Source organism: Bradyrhizobium manausense (assembly GCF_001440035.1).
Taxonomy (GTDB): Bacteria; Pseudomonadota; Alphaproteobacteria; order Rhizobiales; family Xanthobacteraceae; genus Bradyrhizobium; species Bradyrhizobium manausense.
On record NZ_LJYG01000049.1, the window covers coordinates 40,208 to 56,939 of the forward strand.

The window sequence follows — 16,732 nt, forward strand, 5'->3', positions numbered from 1 at the left end:
GTGCGTATCGTGACGCGTTATTGCGCTTTTAGACGCACTTTCCAGGCTTCAGGCTGCGCGGATGGCAGCAATCATGCCCGTTTTGCCGATGATGTTCATCACCCGTGTGAGGTTATAGGCGAGAACATGCAGCGCCATCTCAGCAGCGACGTTCCGTAGGCGCTTCATCAGGAAGTGGGTCGCACCCATACGGGCCTTGATCGTGCCGAAGGGATGCTCGACCGTTTCGCGCCGCGTCCGCATGGCGTCGGGATTGGAATCGAGCCGTCTCTGGACCTCCTCGACCACATGCTCGTGCTCCCAGCGCGTGATACGACGCTCCTTGGACGGCGTACATTGGCTCTTGATTGCGCAGCCTTGACATGCCGCCGTCGACCAGTAGCGGCGCAGTGTCATTCCATGCTCGATGTTGGTGAAGTGATAGGGTAGCAGCTCGCCGGAGGGGCAGCGATATACGTCCTCATCAGGCAGGTAGGCGAAGTCCTGTTTGCCGAACCGGCCCTCCGCCTTGGCGTTCGATGTCATGGGCTTGGGCAAGGTGACTGCAACGCCAGCCTCTTCGCAGGCTAATATCTCTTCTCCGTCAAAGTAGCCACGGTCGGCGACCGCTTCGAGCTTGTCTACTTCGAGCACTTCTTTGGCTTGCTTCGACATCCGAGCAAGCTGCCCACGGTCGTTGCCGACGTTTATGACCTCGTGCGTAACAATCAGATGGTGTTCCGTGTCCACCGCGACCTGGACATTGTAGCCGACGACACCGGATCCGCGTCCACTGGTGGCCATCGAACGGGCATCCGGATCAGTGAGCGATATCTGTTGATCCGGTGTGTTGCGCATCTGCGCGTCAAGTACTTCCAGGCGGCTCATCTCCCGCTTCAGCCGAGCGATCTTTTCCTTGATCCTCGTTGTCTTGATGCTGATTGCTTCCGATGGCTCCTGCCGATCGGCGCTATCGAGTTGACGCAGATATCGACCGACGCTTTCCTCGATCTGCGCCACCCGCCTGGCCATCTTGGCATGCGTAAAGTTGCGATCGCGGTTGTTCACCGCCTTGAACTTGCTGCCGTCGATTGCGACGCTTGGTGTCTGCAACAGCCCCATTTGCCGGCATAGTGCAATGAACTTCGCACAAACCTTCCGGATCGCCGTACCATTGTCCTTCCGGAAATCGGCGATCGTCTTATGATCGGGAGCCAGGCGGCCGATCAGCCACATCACCTCGATATTGCGGCACGCCTCACGTTCTAGGCGGCGACTGGACTGCACCCGATTGAGATAGCCGTAAATGTAAAGCTTCAGAAGGACTGCCGGATGATAGGAGGGCCGGCCCGTCTCCTTGGCAATCGCACGCTCAAACCCCATTCCATGCAGGTCGAGTGCCTCGACAAACACATCGATCACATTGACCGCGTTGTCCTGACTTACCCAATCCTCCAAACATTCCGGCAAGAGCGTCAGCTGGGATCTGTCAGCGCCTTCAACGAAGCGTCCCATCCGTATCCCCCATCAGGAAACGGAAGAATCCTAGCTGACTCGTGCCTTTTCACACAGCCAGGGTCAAAGGCTGCCCTTAGCGACCAACACGGCCTTGTCGGATTATTTACGGAAAGCAGACGTTACGGCCGTTAGAGCTATGGGCAGCAACGTTCCAGCAGCGGAGGTCAACTGGGCCGAAACGAAGGAAACCTGCCCACTGAGCCGGCCGATGGCGCGTACTCAAAAACTCGTCAGCTTCGCTTATGAACAGTCCGCTCGGACCAATCAGTTTACTCCAACCAGCGCCTTACAGACTTCCCGACTGGCCTCTCGTCGGCAGGCTCCCTTGCGTTCCGGGCTTCCGCGCCCGTCCTCCGTGTCGCGACAAATCTCGACAATCGACAAATAGCAACACCGGCGATAGGCGAGCTAAGTCCTCATCGGCCCCCAGCTCAGGAATGAGGTATAGAGTGAACTTTAAGCCGGTAGTCACTTTGGCTGATCTCGACAGTCTTAATCAGGATCTCGTTGCAGAAGCTTACATCTCCGCGAAGCGGGGCGATCCAGAGCCGGGCTCTAACCGCGGCCGCGCCTACTGGCACGGTTGGCGCTGCAGGATGATGGACCTCGGAGAGATCTCGATTGATGACGGGCACCGGCGCCTGGTTCGGGCCTACGTCGAAAGGCTGCGCAATAAACCATCGACCTGATTCCGAGAACAATCTCGATGAGGTCCAATCGCCGACAAATTCCGACAATCGACAAATAGCGACCGGCACCGAGCGCGCGTACGCCCCCTTTCGAGGCCAGCAATCAAGCGGTCCACAGAGTAAAGGGTAGCATATGTTGTACACCTTGGGGGATCTCGACGCGCTTCACCGCCTTCTGAAAATCGCACAAAACCGCTCCGGCCAAAGCCGCCGCGTCGCGAATTTCCTTCTGGCATGGTGGAATGCAAGCCGGGACGGCGGCTTCGATCTCACCGACCTTTGGAACGTCGATACGGAGATTGCCGAGGACATGGTCACGGTGTTCCGCATGGTTTCTACGTGCAGGTACTATCCCGACCATTTCGGCCTCGGCGAAGATTTCGAGGGTCTCGTTACTCAGTGGCGCTCCGCTCGGCGCAAAACGCGGCGGGCCTAGTTCACGTGCCGAAGCAGGCCGCCCTCCCCCCTACGCTCGCCCCGCGCTTGGTCGGGCGGGAGGCTGCGGCCGCCTACGTGTGCGTATCGCCGAACACGTTCGATGACCTGGTAGCCCGCCAAGTCATGCCGCAACCGAGACTAATAGTGGGTACTACGCGCAAGGCTTGGGACCTGCGGGACCTTGACGCGGCGGTCGATGCGCTGCCTCATGACGGAGAGGACCTGACCGCCGCAGACGAGGGCTGGACGTAGATGCCGCGCAAGCTACCCCCGAATGTCGAACGCAACCACGTCAAGGGCCACACCTACCTGTCATTCCGGATTGGCAAGGGCCCGCGCATACGACTGCCCGACGATCCGAGCTCTCAAGAATTTCGCGACGCCTACGCCTCCGCCATGGCCGGCGGCGCGAAAGAACCGCCAAAGCTGCCCGAGGACAAACCGCGCTCGATCGGCGCCCTGATCACGTCCTATCTGGGAAGCGACGCTTTTCGTTCGCTGGGCGACGGCAGCAAGGCCGGCTACCGCAGCCGCATGGACCAGATTAAACGTGACCACGGCCACCGAGCCGTGGCCGGTCTGACGAAAGAGCGGATTGAGGACGTGGTTCTGAAGCCGCTGCACAACCTTCCCGGCGCGAAGATCGACACCATCAAGAAGCTGCGCATCCTGATCAACCACGCCAAGGACGACCTAAAGTGGGTTGATCGTGATCCGTCGGAGGGCATCAGGCGCGGAAAATCGAAGGAGATCCGGGCCTGGACCGACGCGGAGATGGAAGCCTACGAAAAGCGCTGGAAAGTCGGCACGAAACAGCGCGCGGCCTATGAGCTGATGTTGAACGTCGGCACTGCACGTGCTGACACGCATCTGACCACCTGGGTGCAGGCCGATGCTGAAGACTTCGAGTACACACGCCGCAAGACGGGTGTCCCGGTCGCAGTCGAAAAGGCGATCTCGCTCAAGATGGCGCTCGATGCACTAAAGCGCGTCCACTTCTGCATCATCACGACCCAATACGGGAAACCGTTCACGGTCGACGGATTTAGCGGGTGGATGCGCGACGCGATCAAGGCCGCCGGCATCGTTGACCTGAAGTGCCAGCCGCACGGTTTGCGCAAGACGTTCGGAAGGTTGCTGGCTGATGCCGGCGCAACGGCGCATGAGATCATGGCCGCGATGGGTCACCTCACGCTTGCCGAAGCCGAGCGCTACACGCGCGAAGCCGATCGTCGGCGCGGCGGCCGCCGTGCAATCGTGAAGCTCGAAGATCACAAGGCGAACAGAACGCCCCAAACCTCTTCTAAGAGTTTGGGGAAATCGGCAAAAAGCTGAGGGAGATCAACGCTCGATGGAGCCGGATGGCGCTCCCTAGGGGAATCGAACCCCTGTTTCAGCCTTGAGAGGGCCGCGTCCTAACCGCTAGACGAAGGGAGCGTGAGGGAGAGGACATAGCCGCGAATTTTGCCGACGGCAAGGTGGGATTGACGGGTTTCGAACGTCTCCGCAGCCTCGTCCTGGCGAAAGTCACGACCCATTACCCCGAATGGTCGTGGTTAAGGCACATCGGAGTGCCGATCTCGTTCACGCAACCGAATTCGGTGGCTATGGGTCCTGGCCTTCGCCAGGACGATAGCGGGGGTTGGGGCGCCTATCCGGGCCGCCCTCACGGCTCGTTGGCAAATTTCAGCTTTCCGGCCGGCTTGAGCGTGTGGGCATCGAAGGTGTGGATCTCGGTGACGCCGCCGATATCCAGGGTCACCACGAGGCGGTCGCCGGCAACGCCCGTGGACACGATTTTGGCGCCTTTCGGCAGGGTCGCGATGACGTCGCCCGTGGGCTCGGGCGCCCTTCCCTCCGACTTGAAAAGGCGGTAGCCCACCGCGATCAGGACGGCGCAGACGGCCAGCGCCGTGGTCAACCCCGCGATCAGCATCATCCGTCGCACCCGCGCGAACAGCGCGGCCTGCTCGGGGGTCGGTTCGGGAACAACGGTATCAGACGTCGTCATGGAAAGCCTGGGTTCAGCGCAGAGATTGGAAGTCGTGGTCGAAGGCGACGAGGGCTCGGCCCGGCTCGACCGCGTGCTGGCGGCGCGCCTGCCGGAGCTGTCGCGATCAAGGCTGAAAGCCCTGATTCTGGCGGGCGCGGTGAGCCTCAAGGACGCCGAGATTCGCGACCCCGCTTATCACGTCGCCTCAGGCGATACGATCAGAATCGACGTGCCGGAGGCAGCCCCGCCCGAGCCCAAGGGCGAGGATATCGCGCTGGATATCGTGTTCGAGGACGACGACCTCGTCGTTATCAACAAGCCCAAAGGCCTGGTTGTGCATCCCGCTGCCGGGCACGAGACCGGCACCTTGGTGAACGCCCTCATCGCCCATTGCGGCAGCTCGCTGTCAGGCATTGGCGGAGTGCGCCGGCCCGGCATCGTGCACCGACTGGACAAGGACACGACGGGACTGATGGTGGTTGCCAAGAACGACCTCGCACACGCCTCGCTCACCGCCCAATTCGCCGATCACGGCCGGACGGGTGCGATGCGGCGCGGCTACATGGCGTTCGCCTGGGGGCTGCCGGGCCGGCATCGCGGCACCGTCGATGCGCCGATCGACCGCCATCCGCATGCCCGGGAAAAGATGGCGGTGCGCCAGGGCGGCCGCGAGGCGGTGACGCATTGGGAGCTGCTGGAGAGTTTTAACGGCCGCGACGGCAAGCCGGTCGCAGCACTGCTGGCCTGCGAGCTCGACACCGGACGCACCCACCAGATCCGCGTCCACCTCGCCCATATCGGTCACCCCCTGATGGGGGACGCGGTCTATGGCCCGCATTTCAAGACCAAGGCCAACCAGCTGGGGCCCGAGTCGCAAGCCGCTTTGACGGCACTTGGGCGGCAGGCTCTGCATGCCTATCTGCTGGTATTAGAGCACCCCAGAACCGGAGAACTTCTTCACTGGGAGGCAGCTCTACCAGAGGATTTGCTTCTCCTTGAAAGCGCTCTGAAAGCGGCGCTATGACGCAGGGGCTTTAAGAAAAGCGTTACATTACAAAAAGTTATAGCTGCCACACGGGGACGTGACGTCAGCAATCCTTCCCTTTTTGACGCCCGATGGGGTATATTGCGCCTGCGTTGGAAGTGACCAACGTGGAACATCGCAGGTACGACCGGCTTTAACCAAGCGGTCGTCTGCCTGGCCCGCCGCTATCGGGGGCCTGAACCTTTGGAGGGCTTCATAATGGCCCGTACCGCTGCTTTGCCGGTCCTCAATGGAGAATCCGGCCTCTCTCGCTACCTCGCCGAGATCCGCAAGTTCCCGATGCTGGAGCCCCAGCAGGAATACATGCTCGCCAAGCGTTGGCGCGAGCATGACGATCGCGACGCGGCACATCAACTCGTCACCAGCCATCTCCGGCTCGTGGCCAAGATCGCCATGGGCTATCGCGGCTACGGCTTGCCGATCTCCGAGGTCGTCTCGGAAGGCAATGTCGGCCTGATGCAGGCGGTCAAGCGCTTCGAGCCCGAAAAGGGCTTCCGTCTCGCCACCTACGCGATGTGGTGGATCAAGGCGTCGATTCAAGAGTACATCCTGCGTTCCTGGTCGCTCGTGAAGATGGGCACCACCGCGAACCAGAAGAAGCTGTTCTTCAACCTGCGCAAGGCGAAGAGCAAGATCAACGCGCTGGACGAGGGCGATCTCCGCCCCGATCAGGTGAAGGTCATTGCCAAGCGCCTCGGCGTCACCGATCAGGACGTGATCGACATGAACCGCCGCCTCGGTGGTGACGCGTCGCTCAACGCGCCGATCCGGGACGACGGCGAGGCCGGCGAATGGCAGGACTGGCTGGTCGACAATACGCCCAACCAGGAAGCCATGATGGCGGAGCATGAGGAATATGACCATCGCCGCGACGCGCTGAATGGCGCCATGGGCGTGCTCAACCCGCGCGAACGCCGCATCTTCGAGGCCCGCCGCCTCGCCGATGAGCCGATGACGCTGGAAGACCTTGCCGCCGAGTTCGGCGTGTCGCGCGAGCGCGTCCGCCAGATCGAGGTCCGCGCCTTCGAGAAGGTGCAGTCCGCGGTCAAGGGCACGATCGCAAGGCAGGAGCAGGCCGCGCTGGAAGCCGCGCACTAAGCGCGGCATTTCCTGCGCCAGGAATTGGCGGATCGAGATTGACGAAAAGCCGGCGGCAACGCCGGCTTTTTGTTGTGTGAGCCGCAGTATGGTCGCCCGTTGTGGCGGCGAGGCTGTTGAACGCAGGTGACGGCTCGACCGACCAAAGATTGTCGGACCATATCCAGAGAACGGACACGCATTGTGTCGATCATCCTGCAATCCACCGCCGGCGGCTTCTCCGCCCAGTTCATGCGCAAGCTGCCGCTGGTCGAGCAGGCCATGCGCGACCACGGCCTCGATCCGGCAGAGTTCGTGATCTCCAAGGACTATGCCTCGACCGCGACGATTCCGTTGATGCGCCCGTTCTTCTTCAATTACAGCGTCTATTTCGGCGAGGAGGAATTCACCGTCACCGAGCCGAACGACATGGTGTTCCTGGATTACTTCCTCAATCGCGTGCTGGCCGCGGACGGCCCGCCGGAATTGCCTGAGCAGGCGGGATTGATCCGGCGCCTGTTCGGCTGGATGGCACAGCCGGTGTGAATGTCATTCCGGGGCGCGCGCAGCGCGAGCCTGGAATCCATCAGGCGACGGAGTTAGTGGATCAATGAATTCTCAGATGCGCAATTGCGCATTATAGTTCGCGACTCGTCGCGCCGCAGAATGACAGCGCTACTCGCCCCAAATCCTTGCGAGCGTCGCGAGCCAGCAGCCTTCGCAATAGCGGGCGTCCTTGAAGTCGATCCAGTTGTGGGCATAGACGTGACCGAGCGGGATGCCGTAGCGCGCGCGCAGGACCTGGACCAGGACCTTCCACGCCGCGACCTGCGCTTCGGTCGGACCGATCGCGACATCGGGATAGTTGCCGGCGAACTCGACGCCGATCGAATTGTCGCGCACGACCTGATGATAGGTCGTGCTGTTGTCGATGTATTTGTTGTCGTTGCGGTTGGCGCCGTCGGTATGGGTCGGCACCAGATTGTCCGCGACCGACCAATAGACCGTGCCGTCGGTCTCGACCCAGACCATCACGCCGCGCCGGGTGGGATTCTTGAACTGCTCCTGCGCGCCGCCGCGCGCCGAACCTGACGGACCTTCGGTCTGGTGCACGATGATGTTGCGCCACGGATGGGCATTCGCGACATCGCCCCACGGCGCCAGCCAGACGATCTTCAGGCCGGGAATATCGGGCGTGCCGCTGCTGCGCGCGAGCTTTGCGAGCTCGGCATCCATGGCAGCGGCAGGGACGATCAGGAGGGCGGCGAGAACCGCCGCAAGGAGGCGGGATATCATAACAGGATCCAACAACGGACCCCAGCGTAGCAGATTTACGCGAATTTGCGCGCGGGTTCGACCGGCTCGGGCGAGAGCGGCGGGGCCTGATCGTAGATCGCAAAATCGTTCTTGCCGTTCTTCTTGGCGGCATAGAGGGCGTGGTCGGCGTGGGCGATCAGCCTGTCCGGGAACTGGCCGACGCCGCGATCCCATTCCGCAGCGCCGATCGAGATCGCGATCGGGATGTCGTTGCCCGAGCAGCCGGCGGCGTCCTGGCGGCAGACCTCGAGGATGCGGCGGGCGATCAGCGCGCCCTCGCGCAAGGAGGAGGACGGCAGCACGACACAGAACTCGTCGCCACCGGTCCGGGCGAGCATGTCGCCGGGCCGCAAGCGCGTCTGCGCCATCAGGGTGAAGTGCTGGAGGCAGGCATCACCGGCGGCGTGGCCATAGGTGTCGTTGATGGACTTGAAGCCGTCGAGATCGATCACCAGCAGCGAGAACGGCTCACCGCTGCGCTCCGAACGGGCGCATTCCTCGGACAGGCGCTGCAACAGATGGCGGCGATTGGCGACGCCGGTGAGATCGTCGAGCAGCGCAAGGTCGGCGACCTCGTTGCGGAGGCGATCCATCGCCATCAGCAGGAAGCCGAAATTGAGCGTCATCGACAGGAAGAGCAGCACCAGCACCATGACGGCATGGTTCTGACCGCGCGCGACTGCCGAGAAATCGCCGCCAAGCGCGTTGCCGACCGTACGGGCCACGAACACGGCGATCATGGTGAGGATGACGATGCCGGCAAGCCGCGCGCCGGGGCTGGCGCGGCCTTCCGGCGGCGACAGCAGCAGGCGCAACGACAACACCAGCGGCCACCCCTGGCCGATGGTGTAGCAGAGCATTCGCAGCTGCATCTGGTCGAAGCCGAACTTAAAGAACATGACACCGGCGAGACTTGCGATCGCGGTCGCGGTCATAAGGCGCCAGGACGCCGGCCGATCGTAGAAACGCTGAATGCCCGCAGCCGCAAAACAGCTCGCGGCAATGATGCCGGCAGCCCCGAACAGCAGCGGCACCACGGAATTGACGAACAGGCCGGTCAATGCCGTGCTCGCGCCGGCTGCGCCGACGAAAGCCGACGCCATCCAGAACCGTGCAGCTTCGAATTTCGGATAAGAGCGCGTCACATAGGCCCAGATCAGACCGAGCGCCGAGAAGTTGACGACGAAGACCATCCAGAGCGTCGGTACGTTCAGCATTGCGTGCGCGATACGCGCAGCGTGCCGCCCCCTGTCTCCAGCAGAAGTTCGTCCATGACCCGCCCCCGCGTTCTTGCGGAGGATCATGCGCTGGTTGCACTTAACGGAACCTCACTGCGATTGTCGAAAGCGCGCCCTTGGTTTTGGATTCATGAACGCAGCGTCTCGGTCATCGATCGTTAGGCACGTCGCCGGGGTCGAGGCGCGATCGCGTCGACGCCGACCGCGAAGCGGATTCGCGGGCCAATATCACCTGAAAACGCATCTGAGCTGTGGATAACGTGATGACGCAGATGTGACAGCGCGGGGCATAGACGCGCGAATCTGCTGAGTTCGTCAACGAGGATGTTGCGAGGCTGGCCCTCCGCCGAGCGATCCTCGTGTCGCGTTTCACCATTAACCCTTAAGAGGATCCTATGGCTAAGAAAGCGAAGAAGGCGAAGAAGGCGACGAAGAAAAAGGCCAAGAAGGCCGCGAAGAAGAAGTAGCGCGGATGTTCTTTGCCCGGGTGGAGCATGCTCCGCCCGGGCGTCGGGCAAAGCTACAGGCCACAAGGCTAAGAGAGTTTGAAGATGGCGGGCGCGAGGCCCGCTTTTTTATTGGCTACCGCTCGGCGAAGGCCAGCTTGGCACCCAGCAAGGCGAAGCCCGCCGCAAATGAGCGGCGCAGCCAGGCCATCACGCCGGGACGGGAGATGACGCGCTCGCGCACGGAGGCGGCGCAAAGGCCGTAGATGACGAACACCACAAAGGTCATCGCCATGAACGCGCCACTCAATTCCAGCATCTGCGCCAGCACATGCGCTTCGTCCACCGCGATGAATTGCGGCAGGAAGGCGAGGAAGAAGATCGAGAGCTTGGGGTTGAGGATGTTGATCAGGAAGCCGGTGACGATGACCCGGCCGCCCGAGCGTTCCTTGATCTCGCCGTCGACCGCAAGCGCCCCCGTCTCCCGCAGCGCCTGCCAGGACATGTAGAGCAGATAGGCTACGCCGCACCATTTCAGTGCGGCAAAGGCGAGCGCGCTGGTATGGAGCACGGCGGCAAGCCCGAGCATCGCAGCACACATGTGCGGCACGATCCCGAGCGTGCAACCGAACGCCGCCGCCACACTGGCGCGCGAGCCGCGGGTCAGCGCTGCAGCCAGGGTGTAGAGCACGCCGGTGCCGGGCGAAGCGACGACGATGAGCGAGGTGAGCAGGAAGGACCAGGACATGCCTCGTCCCTACCACCCCTGCCGCTTGCCGAGAAGTCACGACACGGTCAGCGCTGCCGCGCCGGGCGCGCCTCAGTTCAGCTGGGCGAGCTCGGCTTCGCGCAGGACGTCCAGCGGCGCCCAGGGCTTAGCCCAGAATTTTGCACCGGCGGGCAACGCCTGCACCAGGGGGCGGCCGGAGGTGACGACGACGTCGAGCTTCGGATTGCGGTCCTTGGCGACGTGCGCCAGCTCGACGCCGTTCATGCGACCGGCCAGCTGCACGTCGGTCAGCATCAGGCAGAGCGCGCCGGCGTTCTTGTCCAGCACACGCTCGGCGGCCTCCGCACTTTCGCACTGGATGACCTGGTAGCCGCTCTCCTCGAGCAGGAGGCAGAGCATCTCCCGCTGCATGAGGTCGTCTTCAACGACGAGGGCGGTGGCACGAAATGGTTCTGATTGTCCCATCGGCGGCTCCCAATGCTTGCCTCCGTTCAAGTAACGCATGTTAAAGATGGAGCGGGACAACGGTTCGGTTCCAAACTGAAAAAATGTAAATCCTTGTTCCCGCATGTGGGGCTTGACGGGGGGTATCATGACAATGATTCGCGGCGCGGCCGCTATCACGGGGGCGGCCAGCGGCATCGGCCGCGCGCTCGCCATCGAATTCGCTCACCGCGGCTGCGACCTCGCGCTTGCCGATCGCGACGAGGCCGGGCTGAAATCGCTGGCCGCCGAGATCGGCGCACAGCGCAAGATCAGCGTGCATCGCGTCGATGTCAGCGAGCCCGATGACATCGCGCAATTCGCAGCCGAGGCCATCGCTACGCATCCCGCGCTCAACATCGTCATCAACAATGCCGGCGTGGCGCTGATGGGGACGTTCGAGGAGATCGACCAGGCGCAGATGGACTGGCTGTTCGACATCAATTTCTGGGGCGTGGTGCACGGCACCCGCGCCTTCCTGCCGCATCTGAAAACGCAAGCGGAGGCGCATGTCGTCAACATCTCCTCGATCTTCGGCATCATCGCGCCGCCGGGGCAATCAGCCTATGCGGCGGCCAAGTTCGCGGTGCGCGGCTTTTCCGAGAGCGTGCGGCATGAGCTCGCGGTCGCTCGCAGCCCTGTCAGGCTCTCGGTGGTGCATCCCGGCGGCGTCGCCACCTCCATCGCGCGCTCCTCGCGCACCGGGGTCGGCGTCACCGACAACGCGCGCCGCGCCGAGGCGATCGACCGGTTCGAGCGTGCTGCAAAGACGACGCCAAAGGACGCGGCGCTGCGCATCATCAGGGGCATCGAGCGCAACGAGCCGCGCATCCTGATCGGCAACGATGCCAGGTTCATGGACATCCTGCAGCGTTTCCGCCCGGGCACGTATTGGGCGCCGTTGCAGCGGCGGCTGGAGAAGATGGGGAAGTAGGTCAGGGACGCGATGGCGTCTTCCCCGTCATTGCGAGGAGCTCTTGCGACGAAGCAATCCAGACTGTCTCCGTAGAGGGATTCTGGATTGCTTCGCTGCGCTCGCAATGACGGGTGTGGTTGGCAGCGATGCCCCTACTGCCCCACCAGCCGGTCGGCAAAATACCCGATCGTCTTGCGGTAGACCACCGCCCTGTTCCACTCGCGCATGGCCTCGAAATTGGCCGAGCCCTCGCCATAGGGCTGGCCCATTTTGAAGCCGTTGGAGTGCAAGAGGTTCGCGGTCGAGGCCAGCACGTCGGCGACGCTGTGGCGGAGGTCGACATGGCCGTCGCCGTCGAAATCGACGCCGTATTTGATATAGGAGGACGGCAGGAACTGGGTCTGGCCGATCTCGCCGGCATAGGCGCCGATGAGGTCGCGCAAGGGCAGGTCGCCGCGTTGCACGATCTTGAGCGCGGCGAGCAGCTCGCCCTGGAACAGCTCGGTGCGGCGGCAATCATGCGCGAGCGTCGCCAGGGTGCGGATCACAGGCAGCCTTCCCATGTCGCCCTTGCCGAAATCGCTCTCCAGGCCCCAGATCGCGACCAGGATCTGCCTGGGCACGCCGAACTGCTGCTCGATGCGCGAGAGCAGCGCGGCATGGCGCTGCAAGAGCGCGCGGCCGCCATTGATGCGGCCGGGGCCGACGCGGGTCGAGACATACTGCTCGAAGCTCTTGTTGAAGGTGTAGCGCTGGCGCCGGTCGAAGGCGAGCACGGCGGCATCAGGCGTGATGCCGCTGAATGCCGCGCTGGTCACGGCGGCCGAGACGCCGGCGGCTTGCGCCTCCGCGCTCATGCTGGCGATGAAGCTGTTGAAGTCGCCGCCGCAACGCGCGGCCTGCGCCGAGCCGCCGGCGAGACAAACCATGACGGCGGCGGCGAGAAGCGGTCTCAACATTCCAAAGATTCCTCATGGCGTGGGCGCGAAACAGAAGGCGATCATGCCCGGGAACGCGGGCACGGTCAAAGCAGCAGGTTTGATCCGCATCAACGCGCCTCACGCTCCTGTTCATAAATTCGAGCAAACGGAGCGCCTGCCGAGGAGATCAGCCCATGACCGGAATCACCCTGACCACCGACCAGATCCGCAATGCACCTGCGCCGGTGCGGCAATGGATCGAGCAGGAGGTCCTCACTTCGCTCGGCCTGACACCGCGGGCGCCTGCGGCCATCCCGGCTCAAGCCGCCCATCTCGTCGCCTGCAGTGTGGACGACGTCGCCGGCGTGCTGGAGCACATTCGCGGCACCTTCCCGGCGGTGAACGTGCTGTTCGAATTCGGCCGGCCCGGCATCAATTACGGACAGCCCGCGGTGATGACGTTCCGCCTCATGGACATCCTGCACCACACCCGGCTGCAGCAGATCGAGCAGGTCATGACCTGCCTCGAAATGATCAACCAGGCGCTGACCGTGGTCAGGAAGGACCCGTCCGCGCGGTTCTGCGGCTTCGACAATGAAGGCCATTGCCTGATCGCGCCGCAGACGCAGGCCAGCATCGCAACGCTGTGGCAGGACATGATGGCGCGTCAGCAGACCCAGCAGACCAAGGCGGACGACCACATCGCGCCGGCGGCGTGAGAGCCTGCAGGGGCGCGCGACCAGCTGCGCCGAAACAAAAACCGCAAAATAACCCCATGCACAGTAGGAGCCCGGCCACAATATGATGCTATTTTTCCGAATTGCGGTTTGACCCGTCGGGCAAAACAGGAGTATGGTGTCAGCATCGCAGACTCCGGGCATAGGCGCCTGCCCACAACAGTCCGGCGATGCGACGTGCGATCCACCTTCATGCCCGACGCCGCATGAGTCCCGGCACCGCATCCCGCCGCGCATGGTCGCTGGGCATAATCCCGGTCACCGCACGCGTTCTCGCTGCATTGCGAGAGCGCGGCAGGATGAACAAACTATTTCAAATCCCCAAGCATCTGGTGTCGAGATCACGGGAACCTGCTTGTGACATCTTCCGCATATCTGATGCGCCGGCTGCGACATCGTCGCCATCACGATTTGCCTTGCCATCATGGCGCACAAGCGATAGATTTCTATCTCAGGTTGTCGCCCCTTGCCAGCCCCCGGGCGACGCTGAGGACCCCAAGATAAGCGGCGGGCTTATCGGCCCGCTGCTTATCGAGGTGATGGCGCTCGCAGGCATCAGGCCGGGGCTTGGCTGAAAACTGGCACAATCCAACAGCTCCGCCGTTATTCCGTTCGCGAGGTGTCGAAATCAGCCGAAGTCATTTGACTGCGGCGCCCTGATCGACGACAAGCCGCCATGGCCAAGAAACCCGGAACCAACCCGAAAGGCGAGTTCGCCTTTTTCAACGTCGTCTACGAAGACGGCTCGCAACGCTCCAACCGCCGCGTGCCCAGCGAGCTGCTCGGCGGTCTCGACGGCGACGAACCCGCGCGTAACTTCATCAGGGAGCAGGACCGCGAGATCGCGGAGAAGAGCGGGCGGCCCGCGCTGGAGATCGAGCGGATCGAGCGGGTCGGGGCGAAGAAGAAGTAAGCTTCCGCCCTACCCACGTCATTGCGAGCGCAGCGAAGCAATCCAGAGATGCGTGTGAGGGGATGGGCGGCAGAGCAGACCTGATTTGCTCAACCTGAGCTCTCGCATTTTTGACCCCTAGCACACCTTTGTGCGGACGGTGCGGCTCGTCGCAAACCACTCAACTAAATCGGACCAAGAGGACGCACCTTTCAGGGGGCATGGATACGCATCGGGTTGCATCATTTCTTACGAAATCAACTCCAGTAATTCTGCGGCGCGCCCGGAGTCAGCGGCTCTGTAAGAATCGGGTTTGCGAGCTCGTGCAATAGTTGTCCTGCGGTAGAGTCTGGGTCGTATTCGTCGCGCCCCTCGATCGCGTTTGCCCACATTTCCACGTCTGAGCTGCTCAGGTCGTTATTGCGATAGCGCCGAAGAACTGACGCAAAGTGCTGTTCCTCACATGACAAGCGGAGCTTCGCAGTCCCATGGAAATCGCTTGAGATCGCGCACAATGGATTCCAATCGCCTCCCAAGCTCGACAAGGTCGCGAACGATCGATCTTCGGTCCATAGTAAGTCCCCATCTCGCTTGGCTTTGAGACACGGCCAAAGCGACGCGACTGACCCTGGCTGCGTGAAAACGACGAGTCAGATAGAGATCGTCTGGGGGTTTTTGGAGACGATCAATGAATCGGTTCATTGAAGGGGCGGACCGAGCGCAATCGACGCTGTTGCCCGAATGCCTCGACGACTGGGTCGATGAGAGTAATCCGGTTCGCGCGGTCGATGCCTTGGTCGAAGCGCTCGATCTGGCAGAGCTGGGCTTCAAGGACGTCGAGCCTGCGGCAACCGGCCGGCCCGGTTATCACCCTGCGCCGCTGCTCAAGCTCTACATCTACGGCTATCTCAACCGCATCCAGTCGAGCCGCCGGCTCGAGCGCGAGGCGAGGCGCAATCTTGAGGTGATTTGGCTGTTGCAGCGGCTTTCGCCCGACGACAAGACGATCGCCGACTTTCGCCGCGACAACGGCCCCGCCATCAAGAAGGTGTGCGCGAAGTTCGTCGAACTTTGCCGGCAGATGGGCTTGTTGACGAAGGCGAGCGTCGCCATCGACGGCTCGAAGTTCAAGGCGGTCAACACGCGTGACAAGAACTTCACGAAGGGCAAGGTCGAGCGCCGTCGCCAGCAGCTGGAGGAGAGCGTATCGCGCTATCTCGCGCAGCTGGACACCGCAGATCTGCAGGAGCCATCTGAGACTCTCGCCGCGAAGACGGCGCATCTGAAGGAGAAGCTCACCAAGCTCGCGAGCGAGATGCAGAAGCTCGAAGCCTGCGAACAGGCAATGCTGGCATCACCGGACCAGCAGATCTCGCTGACCGATCCCGACAGTCGGTCCATGGCCACGAGTGGCCGCGGCTCCGGTGTCGTCGGCTACAATGTGCAGGTTGCCGTCGATACCGAGCACCACCTCATCATCGCGCACGAGGTGACGAATAGCGGCTCGGATCGTGCACAACTCGCCAACATGGGTAAACAGGCCAAGGCCGTGCTCGGCGTCGACAAGCTCGAGGCCGTGGCCGATCGCGGCTACTACACAGGCGAGGAGATCAAAGCCTGCGCCGACGCCGATATCGCTGTGACACTGCCGAAACCGAATACGACGGGCATGGAGGCGAAGGGCAAGTTCGGCAAGCACGACTTCGCATACCTGGCCAAGCAGGATGTATATCGCTGCCCGGCGGGCCAGTTGCTGGCGTATTGGCTTACAACAGTGGATGGCGAACGCACCATTCGGCGCTACGCCACGAAAGCTTGTGGAAGCTGCCCGCTTAAGGCGCGCTGCACCACGGCCAAGAACCGCGTCATCTCCCGTTGGGAACATGAACACGTCATGGAGGATGCCCAGAGGCGGCTCGACGCCGATCCCCAGGCGATGCGTCGCCGTCGCGAGACGGTCGAGCATCCGTTTGGCACACTGAAGATGCGCATGGGCGCGACGCACTTCCTGACGAAGCGGTTGCCGAAGGTCGCCGCCGAGATGGCGCTGCACGTGCTCGCCTACAATCTCACACGCGCAATGAACATCATGGGTGTCGGTGCGCTGATCGCGGCGATGCAGGCATGAGGCAGGAGCGCTGTCGTGCGCGTGCCGCCAACCTTTATCGATCGATCACAGTGACCAAGGCAAGCCAATGGACCGGCTTCCGCCACCTTGCCGGAAAATATGCCACTTTGGCGTTAGCTGGCCCTCACAGGGGCCGTTCACGGCCGCGTCACCCCGCACTGAAGCGTTTTCACGCAACCAAGACCC

At 62.5% G+C, this 16,732-nt stretch carries 17 protein-coding genes and 1 tRNA gene; 10 read left to right on the forward strand and 8 right to left on the reverse strand.

Annotation, left to right across the window (positions count from 1 at the left end; genetic code table 11):
- Positions 1-48: 48 nt before the first annotated feature.
- The gene (locus AOQ71_RS13300; RefSeq protein ID WP_083514167.1) at positions 49-1,494 is read right to left on the reverse strand and encodes an IS1182 family transposase; all 1,446 of its coding nucleotides are present in this window, start codon (positions 1,492-1,494) and stop codon (positions 49-51) included.
- Positions 1,495-1,946: 452 nt separating this feature from the next.
- Between AOQ71_RS13300 and AOQ71_RS13305 the strand changes: the two genes are divergently transcribed.
- The 3 genes from AOQ71_RS13305 (at position 1,947) to AOQ71_RS13320 (ending at position 3,959) form a co-directional block, all read left to right on the forward strand.
- Complete coding sequence (locus tag AOQ71_RS13305; RefSeq protein ID WP_205668218.1) at positions 1,947-2,186, forward strand: hypothetical protein; 240 nt, start codon at positions 1,947-1,949, stop codon at positions 2,184-2,186.
- A gap of 133 nt (positions 2,187-2,319) precedes the next feature.
- Complete coding sequence (locus AOQ71_RS13310; RefSeq protein WP_057747056.1) at positions 2,320-2,622, forward strand: DUF7673 family protein; 303 nt, start codon at positions 2,320-2,322, stop codon at positions 2,620-2,622.
- 254 nt (positions 2,623-2,876) lie between these two features.
- Complete coding sequence (locus AOQ71_RS13320; protein ID WP_057747058.1) at positions 2,877-3,959, forward strand: tyrosine-type recombinase/integrase; 1,083 nt, start codon at positions 2,877-2,879, stop codon at positions 3,957-3,959.
- A gap of 27 nt (positions 3,960-3,986) precedes the next feature.
- On the opposite strand, the gene AOQ71_RS13325 is transcribed toward AOQ71_RS13320, so the two are convergent.
- Both AOQ71_RS13325 and AOQ71_RS13330 read right to left on the reverse strand, forming a co-directional pair.
- Positions 3,987-4,061, reverse strand: a tRNA-Glu gene (locus AOQ71_RS13325).
- A 229-nt stretch (positions 4,062-4,290) separates the two neighbouring features.
- Complete coding sequence (locus AOQ71_RS13330) at positions 4,291-4,635, reverse strand: hypothetical protein (protein WP_057747060.1); 345 nt, start codon at positions 4,633-4,635, stop codon at positions 4,291-4,293.
- Between AOQ71_RS13330 and AOQ71_RS13335 the strand changes: the two genes are divergently transcribed.
- From AOQ71_RS13335 to AOQ71_RS13345, 3 genes are all read left to right on the forward strand, one after another.
- On the forward strand, positions 4,634-5,641 hold the full coding sequence (locus tag AOQ71_RS13335; protein WP_057747062.1) for an RluA family pseudouridine synthase: 1,008 nt from the start codon (positions 4,634-4,636) through the stop codon (positions 5,639-5,641). The two genes, AOQ71_RS13330 and AOQ71_RS13335, sit on opposite strands and share 2 nt — an antisense overlap.
- A gap of 219 nt (positions 5,642-5,860) precedes the next feature.
- Entirely contained in the window at positions 5,861-6,760 is a 900-nt protein-coding gene (gene rpoH, locus AOQ71_RS13340) for an RNA polymerase sigma factor RpoH (protein WP_057747064.1), read from the forward strand.
- Between the two features lie 183 nt (positions 6,761-6,943).
- Positions 6,944-7,285, forward strand: a complete 342-nt coding sequence (locus AOQ71_RS13345; RefSeq protein ID WP_057747067.1) for a hypothetical protein — start codon at positions 6,944-6,946, stop codon at positions 7,283-7,285.
- A gap of 129 nt (positions 7,286-7,414) precedes the next feature.
- Here the strand turns inward: AOQ71_RS13345 and AOQ71_RS13350 are convergent, their stop codons facing one another.
- The 4 genes from AOQ71_RS13350 to AOQ71_RS13365 form a co-directional block, all read right to left on the reverse strand.
- Positions 7,415-8,035: a peptidoglycan recognition protein family protein gene (locus tag AOQ71_RS13350; RefSeq protein WP_057747069.1), complete on the reverse strand. Its 621-nt coding sequence runs from the start codon at positions 8,033-8,035 to the stop codon at positions 7,415-7,417.
- 35 nt (positions 8,036-8,070) lie between these two features.
- Complete coding sequence (locus AOQ71_RS13355) at positions 8,071-9,273, reverse strand: GGDEF domain-containing protein (protein WP_057747071.1); 1,203 nt, start codon at positions 9,271-9,273, stop codon at positions 8,071-8,073.
- Positions 9,274-9,876: 603 nt separating this feature from the next.
- A complete protein-coding gene (locus tag AOQ71_RS13360; protein ID WP_057747073.1) occupies positions 9,877-10,488 on the reverse strand; it encodes a LysE family translocator in 612 nt (203 codons plus the stop codon).
- 72 nt (positions 10,489-10,560) lie between these two features.
- Positions 10,561-10,935, reverse strand: coding sequence for a response regulator (locus tag AOQ71_RS13365; protein ID WP_057747088.1), 375 nt, complete (start codon positions 10,933-10,935; stop codon positions 10,561-10,563).
- Between the two features lie 127 nt (positions 10,936-11,062).
- On the opposite strand from AOQ71_RS13365, the gene AOQ71_RS13370 reads away from it, so the two are divergent.
- The gene (locus AOQ71_RS13370) at positions 11,063-11,887 is read left to right on the forward strand and encodes an SDR family NAD(P)-dependent oxidoreductase (protein WP_057747074.1); all 825 of its coding nucleotides are present in this window, start codon (positions 11,063-11,065) and stop codon (positions 11,885-11,887) included.
- Positions 11,888-12,021: 134 nt separating this feature from the next.
- Here AOQ71_RS13370 and AOQ71_RS13375 read toward each other — a convergent pair whose 3' ends face one another.
- A complete protein-coding gene (locus AOQ71_RS13375; protein WP_057747076.1) occupies positions 12,022-12,828 on the reverse strand; it encodes a lytic murein transglycosylase in 807 nt (268 codons plus the stop codon).
- 155 nt (positions 12,829-12,983) lie between these two features.
- On the opposite strand from AOQ71_RS13375, the gene AOQ71_RS13380 reads away from it, so the two are divergent.
- The 3 genes from AOQ71_RS13380 (at position 12,984) to AOQ71_RS13390 (ending at position 16,546) form a co-directional block, all read left to right on the forward strand.
- Positions 12,984-13,508, forward strand: a complete 525-nt coding sequence (locus tag AOQ71_RS13380) for a hypothetical protein (protein ID WP_057747078.1) — start codon at positions 12,984-12,986, stop codon at positions 13,506-13,508.
- A 694-nt stretch (positions 13,509-14,202) separates the two neighbouring features.
- Positions 14,203-14,439 carry a hypothetical protein gene (locus tag AOQ71_RS13385; protein WP_057747080.1) on the forward strand — a complete coding sequence of 79 codons (237 nt, stop codon included), beginning with the start codon at positions 14,203-14,205 and terminating at the stop codon, positions 14,437-14,439.
- A 667-nt stretch (positions 14,440-15,106) separates the two neighbouring features.
- Positions 15,107-16,546, forward strand: coding sequence for an IS1182 family transposase (locus AOQ71_RS13390; protein WP_057743882.1), 1,440 nt, complete (start codon positions 15,107-15,109; stop codon positions 16,544-16,546).
- Positions 16,547-16,732: the final 186 nt, after the last annotated feature.

What these genes read in the sequence shown, in the direction of transcription:
- AOQ71_RS13365 (WP_057747088.1), bottom strand. Translation starts at nt 10,935, where the DNA reads ATGGGACAATCAGAACCATTTCGTGCCACCGCCCTCGTCGTTGAAGAC.
- AOQ71_RS13360 (WP_057747073.1), bottom strand. Translation starts at nt 10,488, where the DNA reads ATGTCCTGGTCCTTCCTGCTCACCTCGCTCATCGTCGTCGCTTCGCCC.
- AOQ71_RS13370 (WP_057747074.1), top strand. Translation starts at nt 11,063, where the DNA reads ATGACAATGATTCGCGGCGCGGCCGCTATCACGGGGGCGGCCAGCGGC.
- AOQ71_RS13375 (WP_057747076.1), bottom strand. Translation starts at nt 12,828, where the DNA reads ATGTTGAGACCGCTTCTCGCCGCCGCCGTCATGGTTTGTCTCGCCGGC.
- AOQ71_RS13310 (WP_057747056.1), top strand. Translation starts at nt 2,320, where the DNA reads ATGTTGTACACCTTGGGGGATCTCGACGCGCTTCACCGCCTTCTGAAA.
- AOQ71_RS13350 (WP_057747069.1), bottom strand. Translation starts at nt 8,035, where the DNA reads ATGATATCCCGCCTCCTTGCGGCGGTTCTCGCCGCCCTCCTGATCGTC.
- AOQ71_RS13320 (WP_057747058.1), top strand. Translation starts at nt 2,877, where the DNA reads ATGCCGCGCAAGCTACCCCCGAATGTCGAACGCAACCACGTCAAGGGC.
- AOQ71_RS13390 (WP_057743882.1), top strand. Translation starts at nt 15,107, where the DNA reads ATGAATCGGTTCATTGAAGGGGCGGACCGAGCGCAATCGACGCTGTTG.
- AOQ71_RS13355 (WP_057747071.1), bottom strand. Translation starts at nt 9,273, where the DNA reads ATGCTGAACGTACCGACGCTCTGGATGGTCTTCGTCGTCAACTTCTCG.
- rpoH (WP_057747064.1), top strand. Translation starts at nt 5,861, where the DNA reads ATGGCCCGTACCGCTGCTTTGCCGGTCCTCAATGGAGAATCCGGCCTC.
- AOQ71_RS13335 (WP_057747062.1), top strand. Translation starts at nt 4,634, where the DNA reads ATGGAAAGCCTGGGTTCAGCGCAGAGATTGGAAGTCGTGGTCGAAGGC.
- AOQ71_RS13385 (WP_057747080.1), top strand. Translation starts at nt 14,203, where the DNA reads ATGGCCAAGAAACCCGGAACCAACCCGAAAGGCGAGTTCGCCTTTTTC.
- AOQ71_RS13300 (WP_083514167.1), bottom strand. Translation starts at nt 1,494, where the DNA reads ATGGGACGCTTCGTTGAAGGCGCTGACAGATCCCAGCTGACGCTCTTG.
- AOQ71_RS13330 (WP_057747060.1), bottom strand. Translation starts at nt 4,635, where the DNA reads ATGACGACGTCTGATACCGTTGTTCCCGAACCGACCCCCGAGCAGGCC.
- AOQ71_RS13380 (WP_057747078.1), top strand. Translation starts at nt 12,984, where the DNA reads ATGACCGGAATCACCCTGACCACCGACCAGATCCGCAATGCACCTGCG.